Below are 26,606 nucleotides of genomic sequence, written 5' to 3' on the forward strand. Positions count from 1 at the left end.
TTTTAACTAAAAACTTCCCAATCCTTCCAAACTACTTCTAATCCTTGTTCTTTTAGCATGGTAACTATTTCTTCTGTGCTTCTTTCGTCTGATATTTCAAACTGTTCTAATGACTGTGGTTCAACACTATAACCTCCTGGATTGGTTTTAGATTCTGCACTCATAGAGGTAGCTCCTAAATTAACAATATTATTTCTAAATACTTCACTTTCTCTAGTAGACATTGAGAGTTCTAAATCTTCATCTAGTAGCCTAAAAGCACATATTAACTGTACCAAATCTGCATCGGTCATTTCTACCTTTGGTTCTAATCCTCCTGAATGAGGACGTAAACGCGGAAACGATATTGAGTATTTAGTTTTCCAATAGGTTTTCTGCAAATATTTAAGATGTAAGGCAGTAAAAAAACTATCCGCTCTCCAATCTTCTAAGCCAAACAAAACTCCCAATCCTATTTTATGTATTCCTGCTTTTCCTAAACGATCTGGAGTGTCTAATCGATATTCGAAGTTTGATTTTCTCCCTTTTGGATGATGTTTTTTATATTCGTTTCTATGATATGTTTCTTGATATACCAAAACTGCGTATAAACCACTCTCTATAAGTAACTCATATTCTTCTTGATCTAAAGGCTGTACTTCTATAGTAATGTTTGAAAACTGCGAACGTATTAACTCTATAGCGTTCTTTATGTATTCAACACCAACTGTTCTATTGGCTTCACCTGTTACCAACAATATATGATCGTATCCTTTTTCTTTTAAAAAAGCTACTTCTTTTAATATCTCAGCATCTGTTAAGGTACGGCGCGGAATTTTGTTTGTTAAGCTAAAGCCACAATAGGTACATATATTTTGACACTCATTGCTTAAATACATGGGAGCATACATTTGTATAGTATTTCCAAAGCGCTTTTTGGTAAGCATACGGCTTCTTTGTGCCATTTGCTCCAAATAAGGTCTTGCTGCTGGCGAAATTAATGCCTTGAAATCTTCCAAATCTAGTTTTTCCTTTGCCAAAGCTTGTTCCACCTCTCCTGCTGTTTTCTCAAAAATGCTTTGGAGGGTAGTATCCCAATTATATTGGTTGAATATGTTTTCAAAAGTTTGTTCTATCACAATTCACTTTTTGTTATTTCATCTTAAATTCTAATGAAATATGTTGTAATTCAATAATTTTAAAAAATTACTGTTTAACTCCTTTTTAAACTGTCTTAATTTAAAAAACTTGTCAATGGACTACTTGCTTCTGCTTGTTTCCTTACAGGTGCTAATTTAGCCTCGTAGGCCATTCTTCCTGCTTCTACTGCCATCTTAAATGCTTTTGCCATGGCTACTGGATTTTCTGAAACGGCTATAGCTGTGTTTACTAATACTGCGTCTGCACCTATTTCCATTGCATGTGCTGCGTGCGATGGTGCTCCTATTCCTGCATCCACTATTACTGGCACATTAGATTGTTCTATAATTATTTCTAAGAACTCTAAGGTTTTTAAACCTTTGTTACTCCCTATTGGTGCTCCCAATGGCATTACACATTGTGCTCCTACTTCTTCTAATCGTTTACACAAAACAGGGTCTGCGTGTATATAAGGCATAATTACAAAACCTTGTTTTACTAACTCTTCTGCGGCTTTTAAAGTTTCTATTGGATCTGGTAATAAATACCTTGGATCTGGATGTATTTCTAATTTCACCCAATTTGTTTCCAATGCTTCTCTTGACAATTGTGCTGCAAAAACGGCTTCTTTGGCTGTTCTTACTCCTGAAGTATTAGGCAATAAATTTATTCTTGAATGATTTAAATGTGTTAAGATATCGTCATCTTCATTTTGTACATCTACTCTTTTTAACGCTACCGTTATTAATTCACTTTCCGATGCTAATAAAGCATCTCTCATTAATTGTGACGTACTAAACTTTCCTGTTCCTGTAAATAATCGTGAATTGAAAGTTTTATCTGCTATTTTTAATTCTGTGCTCATAGCTTCTATTTATTATCACCCAATTTATACACCTGTTCATTAGTGCTTGGTGCTTTTAATATTTTATGAAATGCTCCTATTTTGTTGAAGTCTTTAGTTATTTCTCCAGATACTGCAATACCATATACTCCTGTATTTATAATCTCTGGAACATCTTCTATAGTAATTCCCCCTATAGCAATAATTGGAGTTTCTGTTTTTAGTTCTTCTAACAATACTTGATATCCTACAGTTCCTAAAACTGGACTTAAATTCTTTTTAGTTTCTGTAAATCTAAAAGGTCCTAGCCCTATATAATCTACTTTCTTTTCTAAAAGTTTTTTACAATCATCTAAAGTATTGGCAGTTCCTCCAATTGTATAGAATTTCCCTAAGTAATTACGTGCTTTTAAAGGGCAAGTATCTTTCTTTCCTAAATGAACTCCATCTGCATTTACTTCTTTTGCTACTTTATAATAATCGTTTATAATTAGCCTTGTTTGAAAATGCGCTGTTATTTCTCTAGCTTTCTTAGCTGTTTCTAAAATTGTTTTAGGATCTAATTTTTTTAATCGGAGTTGAACCCACTCTGCTCCCGAAGAACATGCTCTCTGAATATTTTCTAAATGCTCTTCTGGAGTGCTTCCTTGTGTTATGTAATGTAATTTACTTACCATCTTAGTTATAATTATGAACTCCTAGTAAAGTTTCATTTGAATTTAAAAATTGCTCTGTATACCATTTTGCTTCTTTACAAGCATCTTCCAATGGTTTTTCATTTGCTATATTAGCTGCTAAGGCTGCTGATAATACACAACCACTACCATGCTTTTGAAAAACAGCTGCTGTGTTTGGAGGAATATTCATTTTTACAATTTTACTGTAATACACTTCATCCCATCCTTTTTTTTCTGTTCTATGCCCTCCTTTTAAATAAACATTTGTTTTTTCTGAAATAAAGTCAATTGTTTCCTCTATTGTCTTTTCTGGAAATAATGCTTTTATCTCTTCATAATTTGGAGTAATAAATTCACATTCTTTCAATACGTTTTCAAGTATTTCTAAGTTTTCCTCTGTATGAAATTTAAAACCTGCACTTGCTTTTAATATAGGATCTAGAATTATTTTTATTGATGGATTTAATCCCTTCAATGTTTGTAATATTTCCAGTAATGTTTCCCACGATTGAACAATTCCAATTTTTGCAACAGGAATAGTAAACCGATCAAAAAGCAATGTTATTTGCTCTAAAATCATTTCCTTTTCAATCCAATTGCAAGCTTTAAAATCAATATCATTTTGAGCCGTTACTGCAGTACATACAGACAGTCCATACAAACCATGAGCTTCAAATGTTTTAATATCTGATGTTATTCCTGCTCCACTTGATGGATCCAAACCTGCTATGGTAAGTATATAGCTTTTTGTATCTTTTTTAATTGACATTTTAAAACTTTAACTGGAGTAATCTATTGCTTTGTACTCTCTTCGTAACTACGTTTAATTTCCTTAAAACTCTCTAATGGATTTTCAGCATTCCATACTCCACCTAAAAGTCCTATTCCTTGAAATCCTAAAACGAGGGTTTTACCAATTGTACTTGCATTTATTCCTCCCATACCTATAATAGTTTTATCTATATGATTTACATCAAAACCTCTTCCTTCATACCCTTTCTTAGATATTGATGAAAATACTGGACTTAATAAATGATAATCAAATTCAATTTCGCAAGCTGCTAATTCTTCTGGCTCATGAAACGAACTACTCATTGTTTTCCCTATCATGTTTAATCCTATAAAATATTCTTTTCCATTTTCTAAAGCGTCTATTCTTTTTTGTTCCTGAAAATGAATTCCTTTTAGGTCAAACTCGTTAATTAACTCGTGAAAATAATGTGTTACAATTCTATCATGATATTTCTTATCAATTTGATTTAAATAGCTAACATGTTCTTCATATGTTTTAGATGGTTTTCTAAAATGATAATACATTAATCCTTCTTCAAATAATTGATGTAAGATTTCTATTTCTTTATCTATATCTATTTCCGGTGCTATTAAAACAATCATCATATGGTTTATTTATTATGAATTACGAATGTACAATTAACTGCTAACTGTACATTCGTATTCAACAAAGATTATAAGTATACTTCCGATCCTTTATCAATAAACTCTTTTGATTTTTCTTGCATACCTTTCTCAAACACTTCATCTCCCTCTACTTTGTTTACAGCTGCAAAATCACGTACTTCTTGCGATATTTTCATAGAACAAAACTTAGGTCCACACATAGAACAGAAATGTGCAATTTTAGCTCCTTCTGCTGGTAGTGTTTCATCATGGTATTCTCTAGCTAACTCTGGATCTAATCCTAAATTAAATTGATCTTCCCATCGGAATTCAAATCGAGCTTTACTTAATGCATCATCTCTATGCTGTGCTCCTGGATGCCCTTTTGCTAAATCTGCCGCATGTGCTGCTAGTTTATAGGTTACTACCCCTGTACGCACATCATCTTTATTTGGTAATCCTAAATGTTCTTTTGGTGTTACATAACACAACATTGCACATCCAAACCAACCAATCATTGCAGCTCCAATACCTGATGTTATGTGGTCATAACCTGGAGCAATATCGGTTGTTAAAGGTCCTAATGTATAAAATGGTGCTTCGTCACATGCTTCTAGTTGCTTATCCATATTTGCTTTAATCATGTGCATTGGAACGTGACCTGGTCCTTCTATAAAACACTGTACTTCGTGTTTTCTAGCTATTTGTGTTAACTCTCCTAAAGTTTCTAACTCTGCAAACTGAGCTTCATCATTCGCATCTGCAATTGAACCTGGACGTAATCCATCTCCTAATGAAAAAGCTACATCATAAGCTTTCATTATCTCACAAATTTCTTCGAAATGAGTATATAAAAAGCTCTCTTTATGATGTGCTAAACACCATTTTGCCATTATTGATCCCCCTCTTGATACAATTCCTGTAACACGTTTTGCAGTCATTGGTACATAACGTAAACGCACTCCTGCATGAATTGTAAAGTAATCAACTCCTTGCTCAGCTTGTTCTATTAAAGTATCTTTAAATATTTCCCAAGTTAAATCTTCTGCAACTCCATTTACTTTTTCTAGTGCTTGGTAAATTGGTACAGTTCCAACTGGTACAGGTGAATTTCTAATAATCCATTCACGTGTTTCATGAATATTCTTACCTGTAGATAAGTCCATGATATTGTCTGCTCCCCAACGACAAGCCCAAACGGCTTTTTCTACTTCTTCTTCTATAGAAGACGTTGTTGCTGAATTTCCAATATTGGCATTTATTTTCACCAAGAAATTACGTCCTATAATCATAGGCTCTGCTTCTGGGTGATTTATGTTTGATGGAATTACTGCTCTTCCTCTTGCTACTTCTTCTCTTACAAACTCAGCAGTAATTTTTGAAGGAATACTAGCTCCAAAATCTTGACCTGGATGTTGTTTAGTTAACCTAGTCATTTCATCTATTCGTTGATTTTCTCGAATAGCGATGTATTCCATTTCTGGGGTAATTATTCCTTTTTTTGCATAATGTAATTGCGTTACATTTTGCCCTTTCTTTGCTCTCTTAGGTTTGTTTTTTAAATTAAATCGTAAGTGATCTAATTTTTCATTATTCAAACGTTCATTGCAATATTCAGAAGAAAACTCATCTAATTCCTCAACATCTCCTCTGTCTAAAATCCACTGCTCACGAATACGCTCTAATCCATTATGAATATTTATTTCACAATTAGGATCTGTATAAGGTCCAGAAGTATCATAAACTGTTACTGGTTCATTAGGTGTTCTTTTTTTAGTCATTGAGTCTACGGTATCGCTTAACTCAATTTCTCGCATCGCTACTTTCATTTGTGGATGGATTTTACCTTCTACATAAATTTTCTTTGAATTTGGAAACGGCTGTCTTGTTACTCCTTTGCTTGGAGCTGTATCTTTTTTCTTCATACTACTGTTTAATGAATCAAATTAGTTGTTGTTATATATTTTTTATCCTCCTTGAGTTGATTTTATAATTAAAACCTCGTCGTTATTTTGGAGTGTTTCTGAAGTCCAATTTTCTTTTTTTATGACATTATTATTTACAGCCAAAGCAATACCATTAGTTTGAACCTTAAGATTCTCTATTAGTTCTTTTACTGTTAAATTATTTGAAAACTGGTGTTTATTTTCGTTTACTTTAATTAAAATCATATTCAATATTTAAAGTAAACTATAGAAGAATACTCAGTACTGACTTACGTCATGCACTAAATTTTAAGATACTAACTTTTTCCTACGCTGGTGTTAACCATATCAGGTTCTAAGGATATTTCTCAAACTAGTTACCTAGCTACTCCTAAAGCTTACGCTGACAAATGTAAGTAATTATTTTTTATTGAGTTAATCATATTAAAAACTAGCATGATATATTTATAAAATACTCATATATTTTTTATTTACATAAAAGAAATTGACTAAAATAAATAAGGGAAAATATCAATGTATAAAGGGTAAAAACCCCACTTCTACAAAGCTTGTTAGAATTAGTTTTGGTAACCTAATTACAAACTTTATATAATTATGAAAACTGAAACTTTAACAGAAAACCAAACAGTAGTTGGAGGATGGTCTCCATACACAGCTTTAACTCCTGAAGATCGTAAAGTATTTGATGAAGCTATGGCTGGATTAGTAGGGGTTAATTACACTCCAGAAGAAGTTTCTAAGCAAGTAGTTGCTGGAATAAACTATCGTTTTAAATGTGAAGCTTCTGTGCCTCCTTCAATGGCAGTATGGCAAGCTATCGTAGAAATTTATCAACCTTTAGAAGGGAAACCTCACGTTGTTGGAATTATTCGTTTATAATTTTTAAAATTATATCATGTCTACAACAATTCAAAAAGCTATTAATTCAAATACTGAATTAGAAAAATTATCGAATGGAGACATTGGCATCATTGCTGAATATGCTTTTCAAAATCCATATTCTATAAATGGTCCGTTCGGTACAATGGAACTAACTCTTTCTAGCGATCATGCTTCAGGTGAAAACATTGCCATAGGTACTATTAAAATTAATACACTATGGGGATTAGGTTCTAGTACGAATCTTCATTTTGATAGTGTTGACAAGTTTAATGGAAGTACTGGATATACTTCTATTAATTCAGAAGCAAAAGGTAGTATAACTGTTCGTCCAAATCCTCCGAAATTAATTAGAGCCAAGGTTAACATTTCTTTAGAACCAGGCTTTCATGAAGGTATACTAAGCATTGAAGGTTTTTTTAGCGATTTCCAAATAAAAGCTACCAATATTCATTACGTTAATGAATAATAATTAATTTTGATTTTTATACAAAAAACGAGCCTTATAATAAGGCTCGTTTTATTTATGATTTGTGTGTAAGTAATTAAATTATAACTTTTCTATCGTTTTTGTTACTTCTTCAAGTACTTCAAAAGCTGTTTCTGCCATCTTATTTCCTTTAAAATCAAGCAAAGGATTTATTTCAACAAACTCTAAACAAGCTACTTTTTTACTTTCTAGTAATTGATTTATAATTGCTATCACCTCATGTTGATCGAATCCTTTTGGCACTGGGGTTCCTGTTCCATAAGAAATCATATCACAATCCATAGCATCAACATCAAAAGAAACATAAATTACATCACAATCTGATAATTTTTCTAAAGCTTCTTTTACACAAACTTCTAATCCTCTGTATCGAACCTCGGCAACCATATAGTTTTTGATTCCATACTTATCCATTTGCTTATCCTCAGGTTCTTCTGTATCACGAACTCCAAAAAATACGATATCCTCTGGTAAAACTTTTTGTCCAGGCGTACCAATATTTTTCATTCTATCCCATAATTCAGTAGTTTCTCTGTCTACATCATTTATTTGACAATCTAAATTATCATCAGAAATAGCTGCTGACAATGGCATTCCATGAATATTTCCTGAAGGTGATGTATACGGTGAATGTAAATCTCCATGTGCATCAATCCAAACTACTCCTACTCTTTTAGTTGAATTTGCTGCTTTTACTCCACTAATAGTTCCTAAAGCAGATGAATGATCTCCTGAAATTACAATTGGGAATTTTCCTTCTTGTAAATTTACTTTTACATGATTACTTAATCTTTTACATTGATTAAATACACTGCTTATTCTCTTAGCAAATGAGTTATTTTCTTTATTGTAAACTGATTCATTTTCTGTAATTACATCTTCAAATTCATAAGAATCAAAATAATTACTATCTCTATTAATAGCTGCTATTTCAACAGCATCAATTCCCATATCAGACCCACGTGTTCCAGCTCCAATATCTGATCTATTTTTGATAATTTTAATTTCTTTCATCATCAATTATATTTAATAAAAAATGTCATCTAAATTTTAAATGACATCTTTTACGATTTTTTATCTTCTGCTAAGTTTTACAAATTCTCTGTGGTTTTCTCCTGTATAAACCTGACGTGGTCTACCAATTGGTTCTTTACCTAAACGCATTTCTCTCCATTGAGCAATCCATCCTGGTAAACGTCCTAAAGCAAACATTACTGTAAACATTTCCACTGGAATTCCCATTGCTCTGTATATAATACCTGAATAGAAATCTACATTTGGATATAACTTACGTTTTACGAAGTATTCGTCATTTAAAGCTTCTTGCTCTAATGATTTAGCGATATCTAAAATTGGATCTTCAATTCCTAAATCTGCTAATACTTCATCAGCAGCTACTTTAATAATTTTTGCTCTTGGATCAAAGTTTTTATAAACTCTATGTCCGAATCCCATTAAACGGAAAGGATCGTTTTTATCTTTAGCTTTCGCCATGTATTTCTTAGTATCTCCTCCATCTTGTCTAATCGCTTCTAACATTTCTAATACAGCTTGGTTAGCACCTCCATGTAAAGGTCCCCATAAAGCTGAAATTCCTGCTGATAATGATGCGAATAATCCTGCGTGAGATGACCCTACGATTCTTACTGTAGAAGTAGAACAGTTTTGCTCGTGATCTGCATGTAAAATTAATAACTTATCTAAAGCATCTTTAATTATTGGATTGATTTCATACTCTTCATTAGGTTGCTCAAACATCATTTTCATAACGTTTTCTACATATCCTAATTTAGTAGATCCATAATTTAATGGTAATCCTTGTTTTTTACGCATTGCCCAAGCAACTAATACTGGGAATTTTGCTAATATTTTTACAATAGCATTATACATCTCTTCTTCTGAATCAACATTCACAGAAGATGGATTAAATGCTACTAAAGCACTTGTTAGAGATGATAACACTCCCATTGGATGTGCATTCTTAGGAAAAGCCTCAATAATTTTCTTTACGTCTTCGTCAACAATTGCTTTTGAACGAATATCGTTATGAAACTTATCTAGTTGTTCTTTGTTTGGTAACTCTCCAAAAATTAATAAATATGCTACTTCTAAGAAATCAGCTTTTTCAGCTAAATCTTCGATAGCATAACCTCTATAACGTAAAATTCCTTCTTCTCCATTTAAAAATGTAATAGCACTTTGGCAAGAACCTGTATTTTTATATCCTGGATCTATGGTAATAACTCCTCCAGTAGCTCCTCTTAGTGTTTTAATATCAATTGCAGTTTCATTTTCCGTTCCTTTAACTAATGGGAACTCATACGTATTTTCGCCAATTTGTAATTTTGCTATATCTGACATTTTATTTCTTAAAATTTTTATTATTGAAGTGAGTTGCGAAGATACCAATTTTTGTAAGATTTTAAAAATAGGTATTCATAGATTTTTAATATGAAAAAATAGGAACTACTTATAACATAATTTGTTAAAAACACAAAACCTTGTTAGCTAATCTAACAAGGTTTTAGTTATTGTATTTACTATACTTTTATTTTACTTTAAATGCTTTTTCTTGTGGAAAGAAAGCAACATCTCCAAGCTCTTCTTCAATACGTAATAATTGGTTATACTTTGCCATACGATCTGAACGAGAAGCTGAACCTGTTTTAATTTGCCCTGTGTTTAATGCTACTGCTAAATCTGCAATAGTATTATCTTCTGTTTCTCCAGAACGGTGACTCATTACAGAAGTAAATCCTGCGTTATGCGCCATATTTACTGCTGCAATTGTTTCGGTTAAAGTACCTATTTGATTTACTTTAATTAAAATTGAATTTGCAATACCGTTTTCAATTCCTCTAGATAAGCGCTCTACATTAGTTACAAATAAATCATCTCCAACTAATTGTACCTTATCTCCACAAATTTCTGTTAAATATTTCCAACCTTCCCAATCATTTTCATCCATACCATCTTCAATTGATATGATTGGATATTTTTCTGCTAATGATGCAAGATAATCTGCTTGTTCTTTACTTGAACGAACTTCTCCTTTGGCTCCTTCAAACTTTGTGTAATCATATTTACCATCTACATAGAATTCTGCTGCTGCACAATCTAAAGCAATCATTACTTCTTCTCCAAATGCATACCCTGCATTTTTAGTAGCTAAAGCAATAGTTTCAATTGCATCTTCAGTTCCTTCTAATGTTGGAGCAAAACCTCCCTCATCTCCTACTGCAGTAGATAAATTACGATCATGTAATACTTTCTTTAAATGGTGAAAAATCTCAGAACCAACTTGCATTGCCTCTGTAAAGTTCTTAGCTTTTACTGGCATTACCATAAATTCTTGGAATGCTATTGGCGCATCTGAATGTGAACCTCCATTAATGATATTCATCATTGGTACAGGTAATGTATTTGCTGATACACCTCCTACATAACGATATAATGGCAATCCTAATTCATTTGCAGCAGCTTTAGCGACAGCTAACGATACTCCTAAAATAGCATTGGCACCAATTCTAGATTTATTTGGAGTTCCATCTAAATCAATCATTAACTGGTCAATCATATTTTGTTCAAAAACTGATACTCCTAATAATTCTTGAGCAATTAATGTGTTTACATTCTCTACAGCTTTTAACACACCTTTCCCCATATATTTATCACCTCCATCACGCAACTCTACTGCTTCATGCTCTCCTGTTGAAGCTCCTGATGGAACTGCAGCTCTACCCATAACTCCATTTTCTGTAGTTACATCTACTTCTACTGTTGGATTACCTCTTGAATCAAAAATTTGACGTGCGTGAATGTTGATTATAATACTCATAATTGTTTATTTTTAATATAGATTCCCGTGAATTTAAACTCACGGGAATGCTATTTTTATACTTGCTAATTTACTAATTGTGGCCGATTATTGGTTATTTGTGTAAAACTAATTACGAAAACGTTTACGCTTCTACCTTTGCCTTTTTTATATTTTCTATAAACTGATCGAATAAATATTCTGAATCATGTGGACCTGGACTTGCCTCTGGGTGATATTGTACTGAAAATACATTCTTAGACTTCATTCTAATTCCTGCTACTGTATGATCATTTAAATGTACATGTGTAATCTCAACATCAGCATGCGCTTCAGTTTCCTCTCTATTGATAGCAAATCCGTGGTTTTGAGAAGTTATTTCTCCCTTTCCAGTAAGTAAGTTCTTTACAGGATGGTTAATTCCTCTATGCCCGTTATGCATTTTATAAGTAGAAATCCCATTAGCTAAAGCAATAACTTGATGTCCTAAACAAATACCAAATAATGGTAAATTTCTTTCGATTATTTCTTTTGCTGTATTTTGTGCTTCTACTAATGGCTCTGGATCACCAGGTCCATTAGAAATAAAGTAACCATCAGGATTAAAATCACTCATTTCTTCAAAACTAGCATTGTATGGATATACTTTAACGTAAGCTCCTCTTTTTACTAAGTTTCTTAAAATATTCTTTTTAATTCCTATGTCTAAAGCTGAAATTTTGATTGATGAATTCTCATCTCCAACAAAATATGGTTCTTTAGTAGATACTTTTGAAGCTAGTTCTAATCCTTCCATATTTGGAGTTTCAGCTAATTGCTTCTTTAACTCATCAATATTATCAATCTCTGTTGAAATAATAGCATTCATTGCTCCATTATCTCTGATGTAAGAAACCAATGCTCTAGTATCTACATCTGATATAGCAACTAGATTATGCTTTTCAAACCAATCGTATAAGTTACTATCAGAATCTACTCTCGAGTGTGTAAAACTAAAGTTACGGCAAATTAACCCTGATATTTTGATACTTTCAGATTCATTTTCTTCATTATTGATACCATAGTTACCAATATGAGCATTTGTAGTTACCATCATTTGTCCAAAATAAGATGGATCTGTAAAAATTTCTTGGTAACCTGTCATTCCGGTATTGAAACAAATTTCCCCTGTAGCTGTTCCTTCTATTCCGATAGATTTTCCGTAGAAGATAGTTCCATCTGCTAATAAAACTAATGCTTTTTTACGTGCTTGATATTTCATTTAGTGTGTTGTGTAATTTGTATGCAAAAATATATAAAAAAAGGGATAAACATTAAATGTTTATCCCCTTGATATAATTTATAAAAACTTTCATTTTTATTCTTCTTCTTGTGAAGTTGTAGTTTCAACAGCAGCTTCAACTTTCTTCGCACCACCACGACGGCTACGACGAGTACTCTTCTTAGCTTTGTTTCCTTTTGGATTGTATAATTCGTTGTAATCAACTAATTCTACCATTGCCATAGGAGCGTTATCTCCTTGACGGTTTCCTAATTTGATGATACGAACATATCCTCCTGGTCTGTCTCCTACTTTTACAGAAACTTCTTTGAATAATTCTGTAACAGAATATTTATTACGTAAGTAACTAAATACAACACGACGGTTGTGAGTTGTGTCTTCTTTAGACTTAGTAATTAAAGGCTCAACAAACTTACGTAAAGCTTTTGCTTTCGCAACTGTTGTGTTAATACGCTTGTGCTCGATTAATGAACAAGCCATATTTGCTAACATCGCTTTTCTGTGCGCTGTTTGTCTACCTAAATGATTAAATTTCTTTCCGTGTCTCATGACATTTGGTTTTTAGCTCTCATCTTGCTACAACCCACTAAGGGGAGCAAAATATGAAAGGTTAATCTCTATCTAATTTATATTTGCTTAAATCCATTCCGAAACTTAAGTTTTTGTTTGCCACTAACTCATCTAATTCAGTTAACGACTTTTTACCAAAGTTTCTAAATTTCATTAAATCACTTTTGTTAAATGATACTAAGTCTCCTAAAGTATCTACTTCTGCAGCTTTTAAGCAGTTTAAAGCACGAACTGATAAATCCATATCAACTAATTTCGTCTTTAATAACTGACGCATATGTAATGATTCCTCATCGTATGTTTCAGTTTGAGCAATTTCATCTGCCTCTAATGTTATACGCTCATCAGAGAATAACATGAAGTGGTGGATTAAAATTTTAGCTGCCTCTGTTAATGCATCTTTTGGATTGATAGAACCGTCAGTATCGATATCGAAAACTAATTTTTCGTAATCGGTCTTTTGTTCTACACGGAAGTTTTCTACACCATACTTTACATTCTTAATAGGAGTGTAAATAGAATCTGTAAAAATTGTTCCTAATGGAGCTCCTGCTCTTTTGTTTTCTTCAGCTGGTACAAAACCTCTACCTTTTTCGATAGTGATTTCTGCATTGAAGTTTACAGACTTATCCATGTTACATAATACTAAATCTGGATTTAGTACTTGGAAACCTGAGATAAATTTTTGTAAATCTCCTGCTGTTAATTGCTCTTGACCAGATACTGCAATAGAAACTGTTTCTCTATCAGACTCTTCAATTTGTTTCTTAAAACGAACTTGTTTTAAGTTTAAGATGATTTCTGTTACATCTTCAACAACACCTTGAATAGTTGAAAACTCGTGATCAACCCCGTCAACACGTAATGATGTAATTGCGAACCCTTCTAAAGAAGATAATAATACTCTTCTTAAAGCGTTTCCAATTGTTAATCCAAAACCTGGTTCAAGAGGTCTGAATTCGAATCTTCCTGAAAAATCAGTAGATTCAATCATTATTACTTTGTCAGGCTTTTGAAAATTTAAAATTGCCATAGTTTTTGTTCTTCTTTTTAATTGTTATTCAGTTGCGCGGTTTATAAGTTTGAAGAAATACGAATAAACCCTTTGGCTGAACTTCAATATGATTAATTTATTATTTAGAGTATAATTCTACGATTAATTGCTCTTTAATGTTCTCAGGAATTTGTAATCTTTCTGGTGCTTTAATAAAAGTTCCAGATTTTTGATCAGCATTCCAGCTTAACCACTCATAAACGTTGTTGTTAGATGCTAATGAATTTTCAATAGCTTCTAATGACTTAGACTTTTCTCTTACTGCAACAACATCTCCTGCTTTTAAACTATAAGATGGGATGTTTACGATTTCACCATTTACAGTAATGTGACGGTGAGATACTAATTGACGTCCTGCTCTTCTAGAGTTAGCAATTCCTAAACGGAATACTACGTTATCTAAACGAGATTCACATAATTGTAGTAAAACCTCACCAGTAATTCCTTTAGAAGCAGATGCTTTTTTGAATAAGTTTCTGAATTGACGCTCTAAAATACCGTAAGAGTATTTTGCTTTTTGCTTTTCCATTAATTGGATAGCGTATTCAGATTTTTTTCCTCTTCTTCTAGCATTTCCATGCTGTCCTGGAGGGAAATTTCTTTTTTCGAAGTTTTTGTCTTCTCCGAAAATTGCCTCGCCAAATTTACGAGCAATCTTAGTCTTTGGTCCTGTATATCTTGCCATTTCTTAATAATTTAGTAGGGATTATGAATTAAGGCTAACTCCTTCGATAATCTTGTTCCTACTTTTGTTTAAAATATAATTTGTTGTGTACAAAAGTACACTAAAACAAAGTATAAGTTGATTTACATCAACTTATACTCTTCTTCTTTTAGGTGGACGACATCCATTGTGAGGAATTGGTGTAACGTCAATGATTTCTGTTACTTCGATTCCTGAATTGTGGATAGATCTGATTGCAGATTCTCTACCGTTACCTGGTCCTTTAACGTACACTTTTACTTTACGTAAACCTGCTTCTTTTGCAACGTTAGCACAATCTTCTGCTGCTAATTGAGCTGCATATGGAGTATTCTTTTTAGAACCTCTGAAGCCCATTTTTCCTGCAGATGACCAAGAAATAACGTCACCTTTTTTGTTTGTTAAAGAAATAATAATGTTGTTGAATGATGCAGTAATGTGAGCTTCACCTACTGATTCAATTACAACTTTACGTTTTTTTGTTATTTTAGACTTTGCCATAATTCTTTACTATTAGTAAAAAACAATCAATGATTATTTTTTCTTGTTAGCTACAGTTTTTCTCTTACCTTTTCTTGTACGAGAGTTATTCTTAGTTCTTTGTCCTCTTAAAGGTAAACCTAATCTATGACGAATACCTCTTTGACATCCGATGTCCATTAAACGTTTGATGTTTAATTGAACTTCAGAACGTAACTCACCTTCAATGGTAAAAGTTCCTACTTGCTCACGAATTGCTGCAATTTGATCATCAGTCCAATCTTGAACTTTGATACTCTCATCTACTTTTGCATTTGCTAAAACTTCTTTAGCTCTGCTGTTTCCTATACCAAAGATGTAAGTTAAAGCGATAACACCTCTTTTATTCTTTGGAATATCTATACCTGCTATTCTTGCCATTACCCTTGTCTTTGTTTAAATCTAGGATTCTTTTTGTTTATTACGTATAATCTGCCTTTTCTGCGTACTATTTTGCAATCGGCACTTCTTTTCTTTAATGATGCTCTTACTTTCATCAGTGTGTTTTTTTAATATCTGTAAGTAATTCTTGCCTTAGTTAAATCGTATGGGCTCATTTCTAATTTTACCTTATCTCCAGGTAATAATTTGATATAATGCATACGCATTTTTCCTGAAATGTGAGCCGTAACAATATGTCCGTTCTCTAATTCCACTCGAAACATTGCATTTGATAATGCTTCTGTAATGGTTCCGTCTTGTTGAATTGCTGGTTGCTTAGCCATACTATTTTAACGATTTTCTGTTACTGTTACCTGTTTTCATTAAACCATCATAACGACTGTTTAATAAATACGAATTGATTTGCTGAATGGTATCTATTGCAACTCCAACCATAATGATTAAAGAAGTTCCTCCAAAGAACATTGCCCAGTTTTGAGTAACTCCAAACTTAACAATGATTGCAGGTAAAATAGATAACGCTGCTAAAAAGATAGATCCTGGTAATGTTATTTTTGATAACACTGAATCTAAAAAGTTAGCTGTTTCTTCTCCTGGTTTATATCCAGGAACAAAACCATTACTTCTCTTTAAGTCCTCAGCCATTTTGTTTGTTGGGATTGTAATCGCCGTATAAAAATAACTAAAAACAATAATTAAGAAAGCAAATATAACATTGTACCATAACCCGAAATTATCAGTCAAACTATTTAATGCTGGGAATTTTTGACCTAAAGCTACTGGTAAAAACATAATAGCTTGTGCAAAAATAATTGGCATTACTCCAGCTGCATTCAATTTTAATGGAATGTACTGACGAGCACCATCAACATCTTTAATGTTTGTAACTGCTGTACGACGTGCATACTGAACTGCTACTTTACGTACTGCTGTAACTAATAATACGGTTAACAAGATTACTACAAACCAAACTATTAATTCGATTAATATCATCATTATCCCTCCAGCTCCTGCTGTTTGCTTAGAAAGTAATTCTTGAACAAAAGCAGCTGGGAAGTTAGCAATAATACCAACAGTAATTAATAACGATATACCGTTACCAACTCCTTTATCAGTAATACGCTCTCCTAACCACATTGCAAAAATTGTTCCTGCACTTAAAAGAATAATTGATGACACCCAAAATTGAACTCCTGTTACTAAAAATGCTTCAGGTCCTAATCCCATTTGGTTTTGAATAATACCAATATAGGTTGGTGCTTGAAACAATGTAATAGCAATCGTAAGCCATCTTGTTATTTGCGTAATCTTCTTACGTCCACTTTCTCCATCTTTTTGTAATTTTTGTAAATATGGCACTGCAATACCCATTAACTGAACTACAATAGATGCTGAAATATAAGGCATTATACCAAGTGCCATAACCGACGCTCTAGCAAATGCCCCACCTGTAAATGCGTTTAATAAACCTAAAAGACCTTCGGAAGTACTGTCTTGTAAAGCTGATAACTGTGTAGGGTCAATTCCAGGTAATGGAACTGCCGCCATAAAACGGTAAACAGCAATTAAACCTAAGGTTAAAATTAATTTAGATTTTAACTCTTCTATCTTCCAAATATCTTTTAAAGTATTTATAAAATTCATCATTTACAATTCTTATAAGGTAACTGCCTCACCACCTGCAGCCTCGATAGCCGCTTTTGCTGATGCAGTAAATTTATGTACAGTTATATTTAATTTAGCTTTTAATTCTCCACCACCTAATATTTTTACTAAGTCGTTTTTACGAGCTAAACGATTTTCTACTAAAACGTCTAAATTAACTGTATCTGTAATTTTTCCGTTATCTACTAATCCTTGTAATTTGTCTAAATTAACACCAACATACTCTTTACGATTAATGTTTGTGAATCCAAATTTAGGTACACGTCTTTGAAGTGGCATTTGACCTCCTTCAAACCCTACTTTACGAGAATAACCAGAACGAGACTTAGCTCCTTTGTGACCTCTAGCAGCAGTACCACCTTTACCAGAACCTTCACCACGTGCAATTCTCTTAACTTTCTTAACAGATCCCTCTGCTGGTTTTAAGTTGTGTAAACTCATGATTATATATTGTCTTATTTAACTTCCTCTACAGAAATTAAGTGTTTAACTGTATTTACCATACCAATAATAGAAGGAGTTGCCTCGTGCTCTACTGTTTGGTTCATTCTTCGTAATCCTAATGCCTCTAAAGTTCTCTTTTGATTTTTAAGGCGACCGATTTGACTTTTTACTTGTGTAACTCTAATTTTACTCATCGTCTTAAATTTTAACCGTTAAAAACTTTCTCTAAAGAAATACCTCTTTGCTTAGCAATAGTAGCTGCACTACGTAACTGTAATAAAGCATCAAAAGTTGCTTTTACTACGTTATGTGGGTTAGAAGATCCTTGAGACTTAGATAATACGTCTTTAATACCAACTGATTCTAATACTGAACGTACTGCACCACCGGCAATAACTCCCGTACCATGTGAAGCTGGTTTAATAAAAACTTTTGCTCCTCCAAACTTACCTTTTTGTTCGTGAGGTAAAGTTCCATCTAAAATAGGAATACGTACTAAATTTTTCTTTGCATCTTCTACTGCCTTAGCAATTGCAGAAGCAACATCTTTAGACTTTCCTAATCCGTGACCTACAACACCGTTACCATCTCCAACAACTACGATAGCAGAGAATCCAAATGCTCTACCTCCTTTAGTTACTTTAGTAACACGTTGTACACCAACTAATTTATCTACAAGCTCTAATCCGCTTGGTTTTACTCTTTCTACGTTTTTATATCCTAACATAATATAATTTCTTAAAATTTTAAACCAGCTTCTCTAGCAGCATCTGCTAATACTTTAACTCTACCGTGGTATAAAAAACCATTTCTATCGAAAGAAACTGTTTCAACGCCAGCTTTAACTGCTTTTTCAGCAATCGATTTACCTACTGCTGTAGCTGCCTCTGCTTTAGAACCAGATGCAATTCCTTTATCTCTTGATGAAGCTGATACTAAAGTTACTCCAGCTACGTCATCAATTAACTGAGCATAGATTTCTTTGTTACTTCTAAAAACTGATAATCTTGGTTTAGCAGCTGTTCCTGTAACAACTTTTCTAATTCTATACTTAATTCGTTGTCTTCTTTCAAGCTTTGATAATGCCATAATAATTTCTCTTAATTTATTATGCAGATTTACCTGCTTTTCTTCTTAATACTTCTCCTACAAACTTAATTCCTTTTCCTTTGTAAGGCTCTGGCTTACGGAAAGAACGGATTTTCGCTGCAACTTGACCAACTAATTGTTTGTCATGTGAAGTTAATTTCACGATTGGATTCTTACCTTTTTCAGATACTGTCTCAACCTTAACTTCTGGAGCTAAATTTAATACTATGTTATGAGAGAAACCTAAAGCTAAATCTAATTTTTGCCCTTGGTTAGATGCTCTATAACCAACACCTACTAACTCTAATTCTTTAGTATATCCCTTAGTAACACCTTCAACCATATTGTTGATTAATGCACGATATAAACCGTGAGCTGCTCTATGGTCTTTACTATCTGATGGTCTTTCAACTGTTAAAGTACCATCTTCGATTTTTACAGTAATATCAGATTTTAACTCTTGAGTTAACTCACCTAATTTACCTTTTACTGTAACCACGTTTCCGTCTACTTTTACTTCAACACCTTGTGGTAATGCGATTGGATTTTTTCCTATTCTACTCATCTTACAAAATGTTTTTTAGTAAACGTAACATAAAACTTCTCCACCAACATTCTCAAGTCTTGCTTTTTTGTTTGTCATTACACCTTTAGATGTAGAAACGATAGCAATACCTAATCCGTTTAATACTCTTGGCATTTCTTTAGCGCCAACGTACTTACGTAAACCTGGTGTTGAAATTCTTTGAATTTTTCTGATTACTGATTCTTTCGTGTCACGATCGTATTTTAAAGCTATCTTAATAGTTCCTTGTACTTTATCGTCATTGAACTGATAACTTAAAATGTAACCTTGATCGAACAAAATCTTCGTCATTTCCTTCTTCAACTTTGAAGCAGGAACTTCAACTACTCTGTGATTTGCTGCAATAGCATTTCTCACTCGAGTAAGAAAATCCGCGATTGGATCTGTATACATAATTAATTAAATTGCGGCTTTGGTTTTCAATAACTTACAATAATTTTCTTTTTAAAAAAGTTGTTACTGAACCTGAAACCAGTTAATATTCATTTTTTGTTTTTCAGAAATAAATCACTTATAAGGCTTTGCTAATTTATTAACAGTTACTTACAAGACATAATTTACCCTATAAAAAACAGAGTGCAAATATACATATTTTTTTTAAAATTCAAACGTTTTTAAATCTTATCATTTTGACTCTTAATTTATTGGAGTAAATCAGGTCTAATTTTTGTCTATTTTCAACTTAAATTAAGCCGAGTAATCTATGGTATATAATTATAGAAAAAGCAAAAAAGGCATATAGCATTTTACTGCTATATACCTTTTTTAATTTATAAAAACGTGCTGTCTACCAGCTTGCTTTTTTTACTCCTGGAATTAATCCTTGGTTAGCCATTTCACGGAAAGTTACACGTGAAATTCCGAACTGACGCATATATCCTTTTGGACGACCAGTTAATTTACAACGATTGTGCATTCTAATTGGTGATGCATTCTTTGGTAATTTTTGTAATGCTTCGTAGTCTCCAGCTTCTTTTAAAGCTTTTCTCTTTTCTGCATACTTAGCTACCGTTTTAGCTCTTTTGCGCTCACGCGCTTTCATTGATTCTTTAGCCATCTTTTAGTTCTTTTTAAATGGTAAACCTAATTCTCCTAATAATGATTTAGCTTCTTTATCAGTGTTTGCAGATGTTACAAAAGTAATATCCATACCACTAATCTTTTTTACTTGATCAATATTAATTTCAGGATAGATGATTTGTTCAGTAATTCCTAAATTGTAATTACCTCTACCATCAAAACCGTTAGCTTTGATTCCGTTAAAGTCTCTTACACGTGGTAAAGAAGCTGTAACTAATCTATCTAAAAATTCGAACATTTTATCACCTCTTAACGTAACTTTTGCACCAATTGGCATTCCTTTACGTAATTTGAAGTTTGCAACGTCTTTCTTAGAAATTGTTGGAACTGCTTTTTGACCTGTGATAGTAGTTAACTCATCAACAGCATATTCAATTAACTTCTTATCTGCTATAGCTGCACCTACACCTTTACTTACAACAATCTTTTGTAATTTAGGCACTTGCATTATATTGCTATAACCAAATTCATCAGTAAGAGCTTTGATAACTCTGCTCTTGTACTCTTCTTTTAATCTTGGTACGTAACTCATGGTTATATTGCTTTATCTGATTTTTTTGAAAATCTTACTTTCTTATCTCCATCCATTTTGTAACCAACTCTTACTGCTTCACCGTTTTCAACTAAAGCAACGTTTGATATATGTAATGGAGCTTCTTTCTTTACAATTCCTCCTTGAGGATTAGCAGCGCTAGGTTTAGTGTGCTTAGACACCATGTTAACACCTTCTACTAAAACTCTATCCTTATCTTTAAGGATTTGTAAAACTTTTCCTTCCGATCCTTTGTGATCTCCTGCTAATACTTTAACAGTATCTCCTGATTTGATTTTGAACTTCTTCATCTTAATGTCGATTTAAAGCACTTCAGGTGCTAATGATACTATCTTCATAAATTGCTTATCACGTAATTCACGGGCAACAGGACCAAATACACGAGTTCCTCTCATTTCCTCTGTAGGATTTAAAAGAACACAAGCATTATCATCAAATCTGATATATGATCCGTCTTTACGTCTAATTTCCTTCTTAGTACGAACAACAACTGCACGAGATACTTGACCTTTCTTTACAGTTCCGTTTGGAGTTGCAGACTTTACAGTTACTACAATTTTATCTCCAACGCTAGCGTAACGCTTTTTTGTTCCTCCTAAAACTCTAATCACTAAAACTTCTTTTGCTCCAGTGTTATCTGCGACTCTTAATCTTGATTCTGTCTGTAACATATTATTTAGCTCTTTCTAGGATTTCTACTAATCTCCAACGCTTAGATTTACTCATAGGACGTGTTTCCATTATCCTTACAGTATCTCCTTCGTTGCAATCGTTATTCTCGTCATGTGCAACGTACTTTTTCGTTTTTAATACGAACTTACCGTACATTGGGTGCTTTACTCTTTTTACCTCAGAAACAACTATAGATTTCTCCATTTTGTTACTAGATACAACACCTATTCTCTCTTTTCTAAGATTTCTTTTTTCCATCTTTAAAACTGACTAGAATTATTGTAATTCTCTTTTGGTTAACTCTGTAGCAATTCTTGCCACAGTTCTTCTTAAGCTACGTAACTCTAATGGGTTTTCCAATGGAGTTATGGCGTGAGCCATCTTAAGATCCGTATAATTCTTCTTTAACGCTCCTAACTTTTCTTGTAAGTCTGCGATAGATAATTCTTTAATTTCTGATTGTTTCATGTCTTTTAGAATTAAGCGTTAAAATCAAAATCTCTTGCGATAACAAACTTCGTCTTTACTGGAAGTTTTTGAGCTGCTAAACGTAAAGCTTCTTTTGCAACATCCATTGGTACACCACCAACTTCAAACAAAATTCTACCTGGTTTTACAACAGCAACAAAATGATCTGGAGCACCTTTACCCTTACCCATACGTACCTCTAAAGGCTTCTTAGTAATAGGTTTGTCTGGAAATATTTTAATCCAAAGTTGCCCTTCTCTTTTCATATAACGAGTTGCCGCAATACGAGCTGCCTCTATTTGGCGAGAGGTTAATAGGTCTTGGTCTAATGATTTGATTCCAAACATTCCGTTAGAAAGTTGGTTTCCTCTATTAGAGTTACCTTTCATATTACCTTTGGCCTTCTGTACCTTACGGTATTTTACTCTTTTTGGCTGTAACATTTTTAATTTCTAATTTTAAAAATTATTTTCTTCTGCGAGGTTGACGCTTTCCATTACCACCACCTTTGTTAGAGTTACCTTTTTGTTTAGATAATCCTACTAATGGAGATAATTCACGCTTTCCATAAACCTCACCTTTCATAATCCATACTTTAACACCGATTCTTCCGTATTGAGTATGTGCTTCAACAAGTGCATAATCGATATCTGCTCTAAAAGTAGAAAGAGGAATTCTTCCTTCTTTATAATGTTCAGAACGTGCCATTTCTGCTCCGTTTAAACGACCAGATAATTGGATTTTAATCCCTTCTGCATTCATTCTCATTGAAGCTGCGATAGCCATTTTTGTTGCTCTCTTGTAAGAAATTCTGTTTTCGATTTGACGAGCTACACTAGCTGCTACTAATTTAGCATCTAATTCTGGACGCTTAATTTCGAAAATGTTAATTTGAACTTCTTTACTAGTAATTTTCTTAAGCTCTTCTTTTAATTTGTCTACCTCTTGACCTCCTTTACCAATGATGATACCTGGACGTGCAGTAGTGATAGTAACGGTTACAAGCTTTAAAGTACGCTCAATAATTACACGAGATACACTTGCTTTAAATAATCTAGCATTAATATACTTTCTTATTTTATCGTCTTCAGCTAATTTATCTCCGTAGTCATTTCCACCATACCAGTTAGATTCCCATCCTCTGATGATTCCTAAACGATTTCCTATTGGATTTGTTTTTTGTCCCATTTCTACTTTGATTAATTACTGTTATTTTTAGCACCTAACTCTAAAGTTACGTGATTAGAACGCTTACGAATTCTATGTGCACGACCTTGTGGAGCTGGTCTTAATCTTTTTAACATACCTGCGCTATCTACACAGATTGACTTTACGTATAATCCAGCATCTTCGATACTTGCATCTTCATTTTTAGCTTGCCAGTTAGCAATAGCTGATAATAATAACTTTTCTAAGTTACGAGATGCTTCTTTTGGACTAAACTTTAAGATTTGTAAAGCTTTTTCAACCTCTACTCCTCTTACTAAATCCGCTACCAAGCGCATTTTTCTTGGTGATGTAGGACAATTAGTTATTTTAGCGAAAGCTCTAGACTTTCTAGCTTCTTTTAACTGTGTTGCCATGTTATGTTTACGACTTCCCATAATTTCCTACTTATTTTTTTCCTTTATTTTTTGCACCAGCGTGCCCTCTAAAAGAACGTGTTGGTGAAAATTCGCCTAATTTATGACCTACCATGTTTTCTGTAACGTAAACTGGTACAAACTGACGTCCGTTGTGAACTGCAATTGTTTGACCAACGAAATCTGGAGTAATCATACTTGCTCTTGACCAAGTTTTGATAACTGATTTGCTCTCAGTTTCAACGTTTGCCAACACCTTTTTCTCTAGTTTATAGTGAACGAAAGGTCCCTTTTTTAATGATCTTGCCATGTCTTATTTCTTTCTACGTTCTATAATATACTTATTACTAGCTTTAGTCTTAGATCTAGTCTTAAATCCTTTAGCTGGAATACCGTTTCTAGATCTTGGATGTCCTCCTGAAGAACGCCCTTCACCACCACCCATTGGGTGATCAACTGGATTCATTCTAACTGGGTTAGTTCTTGGTCTTCTACCTAACCATCTACTTCTACCTGCTTTACCAGATACTAATAATTGATGATCTGAGTTAGAAACAACTCCGATAGTAGCCATACAAGTTAATAAGATTAATCTTGTTTCACCTGAAGGTAACTTCACTGTAGCATACTTTCCATCTCTTGCCATTAATTGAGCAAATGAACCAGCTGAACGAGCCATAACAGCTCCTTGTCCTGGACGTAACTCGATACAAGAAATAGTAGTACCTAAAGGAATTTCACTTAAATACATAGCATTTCCAACTTCTGGAGCTACGTCTTTACCTGAAACGATCGTTTGACCTACTTTTAATCCGTTTTGTGCAATTACATAACGCTTTTCACCATCAGCATAACTAACTAATGCAATAAATGCAGTACGATTTGGATCGTACTCGATAGTTTTTACTGTTGCAGGGATACCTTGCTTATCTCTTTTAAAATCAATAATACGGTATTTTTGTTTATGACCTCCACCGATGTTACGTGTTGTCATTCTACCCTGATTGTTTCGACCTCCAGATCTTTTTTTCGGAGCTAATAAAGATTTCTCCGGCTTATCAGTAGTAATGGTGTCGAACCCATTTACAACTCTAAAACGCTGACCTGGTGTTATTGGTTTTAATTTTCTAACTGACATTCTGTCTTTTCTTAAAGATTGTTATAAAAATCAATAATTTCTCCTTCAGCTAACTGAACAATTGCTTTCTTGTATCCACTTTTTATCCCAGTTACTAAACCTTTCTTAGTGTATTTAGTAGTTCTTTGAATAGGATAGTTCATAGTTTTAACAGAAGTAACTGCTACACCATAAGCAGCCTCAACAGCTCCTCTGATTTCTACTTTGTTAGCTTTCTTATTTACTACAAATGCATAACGGTTATATACCTCGCTATCGTTTGTTGCTTTTTCCGTAATAATAGGTTTTATTAAAATACTCATTTTGTTCCCTATTTACTTAAATTAGATTGAATTCCTTCTAAAGAGCTTTCAGAAATAACTACTTTGTTAGCGTTTAATACGCTATAAGTGTTAACTCCTGTAGCATTTACTACTTTAGATTTTTTTAAGTTACGAGATGATAAGTAAACATTTTTACTTTCTTCACTTAACACAAATAAAGACTTTTGAGTCTCTAATCCTAAAGCTTTTAAAACATTGATAAACTCTTTAGTTTTTGGAGCTTCAAAATTGAAATCTTCAACAACTACTAAATTGCTATCTTTTGCTTGAATACTTAAAGCAGACTTACGTGCTAAACGCTTTAAGTTTTTATTTAATTTGAAAGAATAGTTTCTTGGTCTTGGCCCAAACATACGTCCACCACCTCTGAAAACTCCAGACTTGATAGAACCTGCACGTGCAGTACCAGTTCCTTTTTGCTTCTTAATCTTTCTTGTACTACCAGCTATTTCAGCTCTTTCTTTCGATTTATGAGTACCTTGTCTTTGATTTGCCAAATATTGCTTAACATCTAAATAGATTGCGTGATCATTTGGCTCAATTCCGAATACTTCGTTAGAAAGCTCAACTTTTCTACCAGTATCTTTCCCTGTAATATCTAAAACTGCTACTTTCATTATTTCTCGATAGTTACAAAAGCATTTTTGTGACCAGGAATAGCTCCTTTTACTACGATAAGATTCTTATCAGCAACCACTTTTAATACTTTTAAATTTTGAACTTTTACTTTGTCTCCACCCATACGACCTGCCATACGCATTCCTTTGAATACTCTTGCAGGGTAAGATGCAGCACCAATCGAACCAGGAGCTCTTAAACGGTTGTGTTGACCGTGAGTTGCTTGTCCAACTCCACCAAATCCGTGACGTTTAACAACACCTTGAAATCCTTTACCTTTAGAGATTCCAGAAACATCTACAAATTCTCCTTCAGTGAAGTAATCTACAGTAATTGAATCTCCTAATTTGTACTCTCCATCAAAACCTTGAAATTCAACGACTTTTTTCTTAGCAGATGTACCAGCTTTTTTAAAGTGTCCATCTAAAGCTTTATTAGAGCTTTTTGCTTTTTTGTCATCGAAACCTAGTTGTAACGCATTGTATCCGTCAACTTCTTCGGTTCTGACTTGGGTAACTACGCATGGCCCTGCTTCGATAACAGTACAAGGAATATTTTTCCCGTTCTCATCGAATAAGCTGGTCATACCTACTTTTCTACCTATTAACCCAGACATATTTGTTAATTTTAAGACGATAGATTTCTTTTTTATCCAGCGCGTCTATTAATAATAATTGTTTGAAACAA

41 protein-coding genes and 1 riboswitch are annotated in these 26,606 nt (G+C 33.3%); of the genes, 2 read left to right on the forward strand and 39 right to left on the reverse strand.

The window, feature by feature from the left end; all coding sequences use genetic code 11:
- Positions 1–2 precede the first annotated feature (2 nt).
- The 7 genes from thiH to thiS form a co-directional block, all read right to left on the reverse strand.
- Positions 3–1,115 carry a 2-iminoacetate synthase ThiH gene (gene thiH / locus ACOQN8_RS01195; protein ID WP_420552798.1) on the reverse strand — a complete coding sequence of 371 codons (1,113 nt, stop codon included), beginning with the start codon at positions 1,113–1,115 and terminating at the stop codon, positions 3–5.
- A 98-nt stretch (positions 1,116–1,213) separates the two neighbouring features.
- A complete protein-coding gene (locus ACOQN8_RS01200) occupies positions 1,214–1,984 on the reverse strand; it encodes a thiazole synthase (RefSeq protein ID WP_299122186.1) in 771 nt (256 codons plus the stop codon).
- Between the two features lie 5 nt (positions 1,985–1,989).
- Positions 1,990–2,640: a thiamine phosphate synthase gene (thiE, locus tag ACOQN8_RS01205; protein WP_150900278.1), complete on the reverse strand. Its 651-nt coding sequence runs from the start codon at positions 2,638–2,640 to the stop codon at positions 1,990–1,992.
- 1 nt (position 2,641) lies between these two features.
- Positions 2,642–3,409 carry a hydroxymethylpyrimidine/phosphomethylpyrimidine kinase gene (locus ACOQN8_RS01210; RefSeq protein ID WP_420551305.1) on the reverse strand — a complete coding sequence of 256 codons (768 nt, stop codon included), beginning with the start codon at positions 3,407–3,409 and terminating at the stop codon, positions 2,642–2,644.
- A 23-nt stretch (positions 3,410–3,432) separates the two neighbouring features.
- A complete protein-coding gene (locus ACOQN8_RS01215) occupies positions 3,433–4,035 on the reverse strand; it encodes a thiamine phosphate synthase (RefSeq protein ID WP_420552799.1) in 603 nt (200 codons plus the stop codon).
- A gap of 71 nt (positions 4,036–4,106) precedes the next feature.
- Positions 4,107–5,963 carry a phosphomethylpyrimidine synthase ThiC gene (gene thiC, locus ACOQN8_RS01220; protein ID WP_420551306.1) on the reverse strand — a complete coding sequence of 619 codons (1,857 nt, stop codon included), beginning with the start codon at positions 5,961–5,963 and terminating at the stop codon, positions 4,107–4,109.
- 42 nt (positions 5,964–6,005) lie between these two features.
- Positions 6,006–6,209, reverse strand: a complete 204-nt coding sequence (gene thiS, locus ACOQN8_RS01225; RefSeq protein WP_150900282.1) for a sulfur carrier protein ThiS — start codon at positions 6,207–6,209, stop codon at positions 6,006–6,008.
- Between the two features lie 62 nt (positions 6,210–6,271).
- Positions 6,272–6,366, reverse strand: a riboswitch (TPP riboswitch).
- 212 nt (positions 6,367–6,578) lie between these two features.
- Here thiS and ACOQN8_RS01230 point away from each other — a divergent pair.
- Entirely contained in the window at positions 6,579–6,863 is a 285-nt protein-coding gene (locus ACOQN8_RS01230) for a hypothetical protein (protein WP_150900283.1), read from the forward strand.
- A gap of 16 nt (positions 6,864–6,879) precedes the next feature.
- Positions 6,880–7,332 (forward strand): hypothetical protein, encoded by a 453-nt coding sequence (locus tag ACOQN8_RS01235; protein WP_150900284.1) that lies wholly within the window; start codon positions 6,880–6,882, stop codon positions 7,330–7,332.
- Positions 7,333–7,413: 81 nt separating this feature from the next.
- Here ACOQN8_RS01235 and ACOQN8_RS01240 read toward each other — a convergent pair whose 3' ends face one another.
- The 32 genes from ACOQN8_RS01240 to rplC form a co-directional block, all read right to left on the reverse strand.
- Complete coding sequence (locus ACOQN8_RS01240) at positions 7,414–8,370, reverse strand: arginase (RefSeq protein ID WP_150900285.1); 957 nt, start codon at positions 8,368–8,370, stop codon at positions 7,414–7,416.
- A 57-nt stretch (positions 8,371–8,427) separates the two neighbouring features.
- Positions 8,428–9,714, reverse strand: a complete 1,287-nt coding sequence (locus tag ACOQN8_RS01245) for a citrate synthase (RefSeq protein ID WP_150900286.1) — start codon at positions 9,712–9,714, stop codon at positions 8,428–8,430.
- 187 nt (positions 9,715–9,901) lie between these two features.
- Positions 9,902–11,191: a phosphopyruvate hydratase gene (gene eno / locus ACOQN8_RS01250; protein WP_235273047.1), complete on the reverse strand. Its 1,290-nt coding sequence runs from the start codon at positions 11,189–11,191 to the stop codon at positions 9,902–9,904.
- A gap of 124 nt (positions 11,192–11,315) precedes the next feature.
- Positions 11,316–12,431, reverse strand: coding sequence for a glutamine-hydrolyzing carbamoyl-phosphate synthase small subunit (gene carA / locus ACOQN8_RS01255; protein WP_150900288.1), 1,116 nt, complete (start codon positions 12,429–12,431; stop codon positions 11,316–11,318).
- Between the two features lie 96 nt (positions 12,432–12,527).
- On the reverse strand, positions 12,528–13,001 hold the full coding sequence (gene rplQ / locus ACOQN8_RS01260) for a 50S ribosomal protein L17 (protein ID WP_150900289.1): 474 nt from the start codon (positions 12,999–13,001) through the stop codon (positions 12,528–12,530).
- 61 nt (positions 13,002–13,062) lie between these two features.
- Positions 13,063–14,055, reverse strand: a complete 993-nt coding sequence (locus tag ACOQN8_RS01265; protein ID WP_150900290.1) for a DNA-directed RNA polymerase subunit alpha — start codon at positions 14,053–14,055, stop codon at positions 13,063–13,065.
- Positions 14,056–14,155: 100 nt separating this feature from the next.
- The gene (gene rpsD / locus ACOQN8_RS01270) at positions 14,156–14,761 is read right to left on the reverse strand and encodes a 30S ribosomal protein S4 (protein ID WP_150900291.1); all 606 of its coding nucleotides are present in this window, start codon (positions 14,759–14,761) and stop codon (positions 14,156–14,158) included.
- Between the two features lie 132 nt (positions 14,762–14,893).
- Positions 14,894–15,280 (reverse strand): 30S ribosomal protein S11, encoded by a 387-nt coding sequence (rpsK, locus tag ACOQN8_RS01275; protein WP_150900292.1) that lies wholly within the window; start codon positions 15,278–15,280, stop codon positions 14,894–14,896.
- Positions 15,281–15,313: 33 nt separating this feature from the next.
- Entirely contained in the window at positions 15,314–15,679 is a 366-nt protein-coding gene (rpsM, locus tag ACOQN8_RS01280; RefSeq protein WP_272149881.1) for a 30S ribosomal protein S13, read from the reverse strand.
- Positions 15,679–15,795: a type B 50S ribosomal protein L36 gene (gene ykgO / locus ACOQN8_RS01285; protein ID WP_010181906.1), complete on the reverse strand. Its 117-nt coding sequence runs from the start codon at positions 15,793–15,795 to the stop codon at positions 15,679–15,681. Before ykgO ends, rpsM begins: the two co-directional genes overlap by 1 nt.
- Before the next feature lie 12 nt (positions 15,796–15,807).
- Positions 15,808–16,023 (reverse strand): translation initiation factor IF-1, encoded by a 216-nt coding sequence (infA, locus tag ACOQN8_RS01290; protein WP_068206835.1) that lies wholly within the window; start codon positions 16,021–16,023, stop codon positions 15,808–15,810.
- A 1-nt stretch (position 16,024) separates the two neighbouring features.
- Positions 16,025–17,344: a preprotein translocase subunit SecY gene (gene secY, locus ACOQN8_RS01295; protein ID WP_272150113.1), complete on the reverse strand. Its 1,320-nt coding sequence runs from the start codon at positions 17,342–17,344 to the stop codon at positions 16,025–16,027.
- A 12-nt stretch (positions 17,345–17,356) separates the two neighbouring features.
- Complete coding sequence (gene rplO, locus ACOQN8_RS01300; protein ID WP_150900294.1) at positions 17,357–17,806, reverse strand: 50S ribosomal protein L15; 450 nt, start codon at positions 17,804–17,806, stop codon at positions 17,357–17,359.
- 14 nt (positions 17,807–17,820) lie between these two features.
- Complete coding sequence (gene rpmD / locus ACOQN8_RS01305; RefSeq protein ID WP_150900295.1) at positions 17,821–18,003, reverse strand: 50S ribosomal protein L30; 183 nt, start codon at positions 18,001–18,003, stop codon at positions 17,821–17,823.
- Positions 18,004–18,014: 11 nt separating this feature from the next.
- A complete protein-coding gene (rpsE, locus tag ACOQN8_RS01310; RefSeq protein WP_150900296.1) occupies positions 18,015–18,539 on the reverse strand; it encodes a 30S ribosomal protein S5 in 525 nt (174 codons plus the stop codon).
- Positions 18,540–18,547: 8 nt separating this feature from the next.
- Positions 18,548–18,898, reverse strand: a complete 351-nt coding sequence (gene rplR, locus ACOQN8_RS01315) for a 50S ribosomal protein L18 (RefSeq protein ID WP_150900297.1) — start codon at positions 18,896–18,898, stop codon at positions 18,548–18,550.
- 19 nt (positions 18,899–18,917) lie between these two features.
- On the reverse strand, positions 18,918–19,463 hold the full coding sequence (rplF, locus tag ACOQN8_RS01320) for a 50S ribosomal protein L6 (RefSeq protein ID WP_235273053.1): 546 nt from the start codon (positions 19,461–19,463) through the stop codon (positions 18,918–18,920).
- Positions 19,464–19,478: 15 nt separating this feature from the next.
- Positions 19,479–19,877, reverse strand: a complete 399-nt coding sequence (gene rpsH, locus ACOQN8_RS01325) for a 30S ribosomal protein S8 (RefSeq protein ID WP_150900299.1) — start codon at positions 19,875–19,877, stop codon at positions 19,479–19,481.
- Between the two features lie 394 nt (positions 19,878–20,271).
- A complete protein-coding gene (rpsN, locus tag ACOQN8_RS01330; RefSeq protein WP_091891535.1) occupies positions 20,272–20,541 on the reverse strand; it encodes a 30S ribosomal protein S14 in 270 nt (89 codons plus the stop codon).
- A 3-nt stretch (positions 20,542–20,544) separates the two neighbouring features.
- Positions 20,545–21,096 carry a 50S ribosomal protein L5 gene (gene rplE, locus ACOQN8_RS01335; protein ID WP_150900300.1) on the reverse strand — a complete coding sequence of 184 codons (552 nt, stop codon included), beginning with the start codon at positions 21,094–21,096 and terminating at the stop codon, positions 20,545–20,547.
- A gap of 2 nt (positions 21,097–21,098) precedes the next feature.
- Positions 21,099–21,407, reverse strand: coding sequence for a 50S ribosomal protein L24 (gene rplX, locus ACOQN8_RS01340; RefSeq protein WP_150900301.1), 309 nt, complete (start codon positions 21,405–21,407; stop codon positions 21,099–21,101).
- 12 nt (positions 21,408–21,419) lie between these two features.
- Positions 21,420–21,788, reverse strand: a complete 369-nt coding sequence (gene rplN / locus ACOQN8_RS01345; protein ID WP_150900302.1) for a 50S ribosomal protein L14 — start codon at positions 21,786–21,788, stop codon at positions 21,420–21,422.
- A gap of 1 nt (position 21,789) precedes the next feature.
- Entirely contained in the window at positions 21,790–22,047 is a 258-nt protein-coding gene (gene rpsQ, locus ACOQN8_RS01350) for a 30S ribosomal protein S17 (protein ID WP_028890734.1), read from the reverse strand.
- A gap of 18 nt (positions 22,048–22,065) precedes the next feature.
- On the reverse strand, positions 22,066–22,257 hold the full coding sequence (rpmC, locus tag ACOQN8_RS01355; RefSeq protein WP_150900303.1) for a 50S ribosomal protein L29: 192 nt from the start codon (positions 22,255–22,257) through the stop codon (positions 22,066–22,068).
- A gap of 11 nt (positions 22,258–22,268) precedes the next feature.
- Complete coding sequence (gene rplP / locus ACOQN8_RS01360; protein ID WP_150900304.1) at positions 22,269–22,700, reverse strand: 50S ribosomal protein L16; 432 nt, start codon at positions 22,698–22,700, stop codon at positions 22,269–22,271.
- A gap of 22 nt (positions 22,701–22,722) precedes the next feature.
- On the reverse strand, positions 22,723–23,445 hold the full coding sequence (gene rpsC / locus ACOQN8_RS01365; protein WP_150900305.1) for a 30S ribosomal protein S3: 723 nt from the start codon (positions 23,443–23,445) through the stop codon (positions 22,723–22,725).
- An 11-nt stretch (positions 23,446–23,456) separates the two neighbouring features.
- Positions 23,457–23,861: a 50S ribosomal protein L22 gene (rplV, locus tag ACOQN8_RS01370; protein WP_150900306.1), complete on the reverse strand. Its 405-nt coding sequence runs from the start codon at positions 23,859–23,861 to the stop codon at positions 23,457–23,459.
- Positions 23,862–23,871: 10 nt separating this feature from the next.
- Positions 23,872–24,150, reverse strand: coding sequence for a 30S ribosomal protein S19 (gene rpsS / locus ACOQN8_RS01375; protein ID WP_150900307.1), 279 nt, complete (start codon positions 24,148–24,150; stop codon positions 23,872–23,874).
- 3 nt (positions 24,151–24,153) lie between these two features.
- The gene (gene rplB / locus ACOQN8_RS01380) at positions 24,154–24,978 is read right to left on the reverse strand and encodes a 50S ribosomal protein L2 (protein WP_235273056.1); all 825 of its coding nucleotides are present in this window, start codon (positions 24,976–24,978) and stop codon (positions 24,154–24,156) included.
- Between the two features lie 11 nt (positions 24,979–24,989).
- On the reverse strand, positions 24,990–25,280 hold the full coding sequence (rplW, locus tag ACOQN8_RS01385; protein ID WP_150900309.1) for a 50S ribosomal protein L23: 291 nt from the start codon (positions 25,278–25,280) through the stop codon (positions 24,990–24,992).
- 8 nt (positions 25,281–25,288) lie between these two features.
- The gene (gene rplD / locus ACOQN8_RS01390; RefSeq protein WP_150900310.1) at positions 25,289–25,918 is read right to left on the reverse strand and encodes a 50S ribosomal protein L4; all 630 of its coding nucleotides are present in this window, start codon (positions 25,916–25,918) and stop codon (positions 25,289–25,291) included.
- Positions 25,918–26,535: a 50S ribosomal protein L3 gene (gene rplC, locus ACOQN8_RS01395; RefSeq protein ID WP_150900311.1), complete on the reverse strand. Its 618-nt coding sequence runs from the start codon at positions 26,533–26,535 to the stop codon at positions 25,918–25,920. The genes rplD and rplC overlap by 1 nt, the downstream gene beginning before the upstream one ends.
- Positions 26,536–26,606: the final 71 nt, after the last annotated feature.

The organism is Tenacibaculum aiptasiae (genome assembly GCF_965221665.1).
In the GTDB taxonomy this organism is placed as follows: Bacteria; Bacteroidota; Bacteroidia; order Flavobacteriales; family Flavobacteriaceae; genus Polaribacter; species Polaribacter aiptasiae.

Coding starts and splice junctions, on each gene's coding strand:
- thiS (WP_150900282.1), bottom strand. CDS start 6,209: ATGATTTTAATTAAAGTAAACGAAAATAAACACCAGTTTTCAAATAAT.
- rpsK (WP_150900292.1), bottom strand. CDS start 15,280: ATGGCAAAGTCTAAAATAACAAAAAAACGTAAAGTTGTAATTGAATCA.
- secY (WP_272150113.1), bottom strand. CDS start 17,344: ATGAATTTTATAAATACTTTAAAAGATATTTGGAAGATAGAAGAGTTA.
- rpmD (WP_150900295.1), bottom strand. CDS start 18,003: ATGAGTAAAATTAGAGTTACACAAGTAAAAAGTCAAATCGGTCGCCTT.
- ACOQN8_RS01200 (WP_299122186.1), bottom strand. CDS start 1,984: ATGAGCACAGAATTAAAAATAGCAGATAAAACTTTCAATTCACGATTA.
- ACOQN8_RS01265 (WP_150900290.1), bottom strand. CDS start 14,055: ATGGCAATTTTAAATTTTCAAAAGCCTGACAAAGTAATAATGATTGAA.
- rplV (WP_150900306.1), bottom strand. CDS start 23,861: ATGGGAAGTCGTAAACATAACATGGCAACACAGTTAAAAGAAGCTAGA.
- thiE (WP_150900278.1), bottom strand. CDS start 2,640: ATGGTAAGTAAATTACATTACATAACACAAGGAAGCACTCCAGAAGAG.
- rplQ (WP_150900289.1), bottom strand. CDS start 13,001: ATGAGACACGGAAAGAAATTTAATCATTTAGGTAGACAAACAGCGCAC.
- rpsD (WP_150900291.1), bottom strand. CDS start 14,761: ATGGCAAGATATACAGGACCAAAGACTAAGATTGCTCGTAAATTTGGC.
- carA (WP_150900288.1), bottom strand. CDS start 12,431: ATGAAATATCAAGCACGTAAAAAAGCATTAGTTTTATTAGCAGATGGA.
- ACOQN8_RS01210 (WP_420551305.1), bottom strand. CDS start 3,409: ATGTCAATTAAAAAAGATACAAAAAGCTATATACTTACCATAGCAGGT.
- rplB (WP_235273056.1), bottom strand. CDS start 24,978: ATGTCAGTTAGAAAATTAAAACCAATAACACCAGGTCAGCGTTTTAGA.
- rplF (WP_235273053.1), bottom strand. CDS start 19,463: ATGAGTAGAATAGGAAAAAATCCAATCGCATTACCACAAGGTGTTGAA.
- ACOQN8_RS01245 (WP_150900286.1), bottom strand. CDS start 9,714: ATGTCAGATATAGCAAAATTACAAATTGGCGAAAATACGTATGAGTTC.
- rpsM (WP_272149881.1), bottom strand. CDS start 15,679: ATGGCAAGAATAGCAGGTATAGATATTCCAAAGAATAAAAGAGGTGTT.
- rpsC (WP_150900305.1), bottom strand. CDS start 23,445: ATGGGACAAAAAACAAATCCAATAGGAAATCGTTTAGGAATCATCAGA.
- ACOQN8_RS01235 (WP_150900284.1), top strand. CDS start 6,880: ATGTCTACAACAATTCAAAAAGCTATTAATTCAAATACTGAATTAGAA.
- rplE (WP_150900300.1), bottom strand. CDS start 21,096: ATGAGTTACGTACCAAGATTAAAAGAAGAGTACAAGAGCAGAGTTATC.
- rpsN (WP_091891535.1), bottom strand. CDS start 20,541: ATGGCTAAAGAATCAATGAAAGCGCGTGAGCGCAAAAGAGCTAAAACG.
- eno (WP_235273047.1), bottom strand. CDS start 11,191: ATGAGTATTATAATCAACATTCACGCACGTCAAATTTTTGATTCAAGA.
- rplN (WP_150900302.1), bottom strand. CDS start 21,788: ATGTTACAGACAGAATCAAGATTAAGAGTCGCAGATAACACTGGAGCA.
- rplP (WP_150900304.1), bottom strand. CDS start 22,700: ATGTTACAGCCAAAAAGAGTAAAATACCGTAAGGTACAGAAGGCCAAA.
- infA (WP_068206835.1), bottom strand. CDS start 16,023: ATGGCTAAGCAACCAGCAATTCAACAAGACGGAACCATTACAGAAGCA.
- rplD (WP_150900310.1), bottom strand. CDS start 25,918: ATGAAAGTAGCAGTTTTAGATATTACAGGGAAAGATACTGGTAGAAAA.
- thiC (WP_420551306.1), bottom strand. CDS start 5,963: ATGAAGAAAAAAGATACAGCTCCAAGCAAAGGAGTAACAAGACAGCCG.
- rplC (WP_150900311.1), bottom strand. CDS start 26,535: ATGTCTGGGTTAATAGGTAGAAAAGTAGGTATGACCAGCTTATTCGAT.
- rpmC (WP_150900303.1), bottom strand. CDS start 22,257: ATGAAACAATCAGAAATTAAAGAATTATCTATCGCAGACTTACAAGAA.
- rpsH (WP_150900299.1), bottom strand. CDS start 19,877: ATGTATACAGATCCAATCGCGGATTTTCTTACTCGAGTGAGAAATGCT.
- ACOQN8_RS01215 (WP_420552799.1), bottom strand. CDS start 4,035: ATGATTGTTTTAATAGCACCGGAAATAGATATAGATAAAGAAATAGAA.
- rplX (WP_150900301.1), bottom strand. CDS start 21,407: ATGAAGAAGTTCAAAATCAAATCAGGAGATACTGTTAAAGTATTAGCA.
- rpsQ (WP_028890734.1), bottom strand. CDS start 22,047: ATGGAAAAAAGAAATCTTAGAAAAGAGAGAATAGGTGTTGTATCTAGT.
- ACOQN8_RS01240 (WP_150900285.1), bottom strand. CDS start 8,370: ATGATGAAAGAAATTAAAATTATCAAAAATAGATCAGATATTGGAGCT.
- ykgO (WP_010181906.1), bottom strand. CDS start 15,795: ATGAAAGTAAGAGCATCATTAAAGAAAAGAAGTGCCGATTGCAAAATA.
- rplR (WP_150900297.1), bottom strand. CDS start 18,898: ATGGCATTATCAAAGCTTGAAAGAAGACAACGAATTAAGTATAGAATT.
- ACOQN8_RS01230 (WP_150900283.1), top strand. CDS start 6,579: ATGAAAACTGAAACTTTAACAGAAAACCAAACAGTAGTTGGAGGATGG.
- rplW (WP_150900309.1), bottom strand. CDS start 25,280: ATGAGTATTTTAATAAAACCTATTATTACGGAAAAAGCAACAAACGAT.
- rpsS (WP_150900307.1), bottom strand. CDS start 24,150: ATGGCAAGATCATTAAAAAAGGGACCTTTCGTTCACTATAAACTAGAG.
- rplO (WP_150900294.1), bottom strand. CDS start 17,806: ATGAGTTTACACAACTTAAAACCAGCAGAGGGATCTGTTAAGAAAGTT.